Raw genomic sequence first — 2288 nt, forward strand, 5'->3', positions numbered from 1 at the left:
GTTATAGGTAGGTACTCAATCGTTAATTACATTAATCTTTTCCTAGAGGTTACACTACGATTTTATTCTTGAAAAAACATAAAATAATTCAGTTGCAATTTGTAAACTACGTTCCTTATATTTTTCTTCTTGTTGTGGTGTTTGATCAAATGCTTTAGGATCTTCATAAGTAATCGGAATTCGTTTTTCAGCACCAGCAATAAAAGGGCAGTCGCCATCTGCTTGGGAACAAGTCATAATGGCTGCAAATTCGCTTATCGGATTAAACTCGGCATCATAAGTTTTAGAAAAACCAATGATTGGATGTTTATTTTTCCCATATTTTATAGCATAAATAGGGTTGTTTCCATCTGCAATTTTTTTAACTTCAAAACCAGATTTCTCTAATGTCTTGATCACCATCGGAAATAAAGCCGTTGCTTCAGTGCCGCCAGAATAGCAATTTATATTTTGTATCTTAAAATGTGCTGCAGCAGTTTGCGCCCAAACCTGAGATAAATGGCTTCTTCTGGAATTGTGAGTACAAATAAAATTTAGCCTTATTTCTTGGTGATTACTAACTTTTGTCTGAATATAATCAATAAGTGGCTGTAAAACACTCTTTCGGTCAGTCAAAATGTTTTCGAAATCAAAATTACGTATTGTTTTTTCTAACTCTGGAAATAGCACGGTTTTAATGGGTTCCATTTTACAGTTTTAAATTTAGCAACAACCTCCGCCTGGAGAACAGCTAGTGGTTTGACTTTGAATCTCAGATAATTTTACTTTTTGTTTGTTCTCAGGAATTCCACATTGATCTTCAGCCAAACAAGCCGTTAATTTGTTTACTAATGTAAAAGCAGTTCCGTTGAAACCCATATCGTATTTCCCTATAGTTTCAGCTTGATATTCTACTTCCACTTCATAATCTTGGATTCCGAGTACTTTTTCAGAAAGGGTGATGATATCCAAAAGTTTTTTGGGTTTTAAACGGTGTTCAAAGTCATTAGCATCCCATAATTGAAAATTAACAACGGTTTCATTTCGAAGCTTTCCGCCGCAGTCAATAAATTTCTTAGTAATCAAACCTACTTCGGTTACATGAAAATGTTCTGGAACATAAGTACCGTTTGGTAATACAAAAGCAACATTTTCTAACGTGCTTAATTCATTTTTTACTTCTGATAATTTCATTTTTCTAATAATTAAATTAACAACATTGATTTTTCTTATTTTCTAAATAGGTATTGATCTGATCAAAAAAACTTTTTATCGGATTAAACCCTTCTTCATTGAGACAATAGCAAATCGCATTCCCTTCAATGTTACCTTTTATAAGACCAGCATTTTTGAGTTCTTTTAAATGTTGCGAAACCGTAGGTTGGGCCAGAGGGAGTTCATTTACAATGTCACCACATATACAGCTATTTACTTTTAGGAGATGTTGCACAATAGCAATTCTCGCAGGATGGCCCAAGGCTTTCGCCAATGTTGCTAATTCGTTTTGTTCGTCTGTAAAATGTTCTGACTTGGTAATGCCCATGGTGTATATCTATATTGCAATATTACGATAATAATAAATACAAAGCTTCAGAATGATTGGTTTTATTACCAAGTAGCCATTTTATTTTGGGCGTTACCCCTTTTGCAATCCCTTCCGCAGTAGCTTCAGGAATTGCAAAAGGGTCGGGCTCTTCGCTACAAGTCCTCGTTCCTTCCTTTCGGTCGTCACTGTGGGCTTTCCGCTGCTATCCCTAACGCGGACGTGTGAATATGGAGGTCGTTTTTGTTAGAAAAGCATAAGCACTACCTATATATAATGGTTTATGGTGTTATAATCGTGACCATAGTAGACGTAGGTGCTACATATAATGATCAAGATGTTATTGTTGTTATCATTGTAAAGAGTGTTGTCTATATGTAATGGTGTGTGATGTAAACGTTGTTAACGTAGTAAAGGGTGTTATCTATATATAATAGCTTATGATTTTATAATTCTTACTGTGGTTAACGGTAGTAGCCATATATAAAGGTGTATTGTGTTGTTTCAGTAGCAAAAAGAACACTACCTACATATAATAGAGTAGGGTTTACTAATATGGACACTAGAAAAACCAGGAGTTGTTGTATAAAGAATGTTATCTAATACGCTTCAAAGGCATAATTTCACTGTACATTTATCAAAATTCAAATTAGCTGAAAAAAAGTTTAGTTTTTAAGAGTCGTTTAATCAGTGCTTTAGTTTAAAAGTTAAGAAAAGAATAAAAAAAGGTTCAAAAAAAGCTTGTAAAAGCGAATAAAGGTTGTAG

The 2288-nt window shown here is 34.0% G+C and carries 3 protein-coding genes; all 3 read right to left on the reverse strand.

What is annotated here, in order from left to right; translation table 11 throughout:
* Positions 1-54: 54 nt before the first annotated feature.
* The 3 genes from FPG59_RS15540 to FPG59_RS15550 are packed head-to-tail and all read right to left on the reverse strand — an operon-like array spanning position 55 to position 1522.
* Positions 55-687 (reverse strand): low molecular weight phosphatase family protein, encoded by a 633-nt coding sequence (locus FPG59_RS15540; RefSeq protein WP_176330771.1) that lies wholly within the window; start codon positions 685-687, stop codon positions 55-57.
* A 15-nt stretch (positions 688-702) separates the two neighbouring features.
* A complete protein-coding gene (locus tag FPG59_RS15545; protein ID WP_086455457.1) occupies positions 703-1173 on the reverse strand; it encodes a DUF6428 family protein in 471 nt (156 codons plus the stop codon).
* A gap of 16 nt (positions 1174-1189) precedes the next feature.
* Positions 1190-1522, reverse strand: a complete 333-nt coding sequence (locus FPG59_RS15550) for a helix-turn-helix transcriptional regulator (protein ID WP_086455458.1) — start codon at positions 1520-1522, stop codon at positions 1190-1192.
* Between the last annotated feature and the right edge of the window lie 766 nt (positions 1523-2288).

It is taken from the genome of Flavobacterium sp. FPG59 (assembly GCF_002150205.1).
Classification (GTDB): domain Bacteria; phylum Bacteroidota; class Bacteroidia; order Flavobacteriales; family Flavobacteriaceae; genus Flavobacterium.

Bases quoted from the DNA above. Each gene is read 5' to 3' on its own strand.
- FPG59_RS15540 (WP_176330771.1), bottom strand. From the start codon at position 687: ATGGAACCCATTAAAACCGTGCTATTTCCAGAGTTAGAAAAAACAATA.
- FPG59_RS15545 (WP_086455457.1), bottom strand. From the start codon at position 1,173: ATGAAATTATCAGAAGTAAAAAATGAATTAAGCACGTTAGAAAATGTT.
- FPG59_RS15550 (WP_086455458.1), bottom strand. From the start codon at position 1,522: ATGGGCATTACCAAGTCAGAACATTTTACAGACGAACAAAACGAATTA.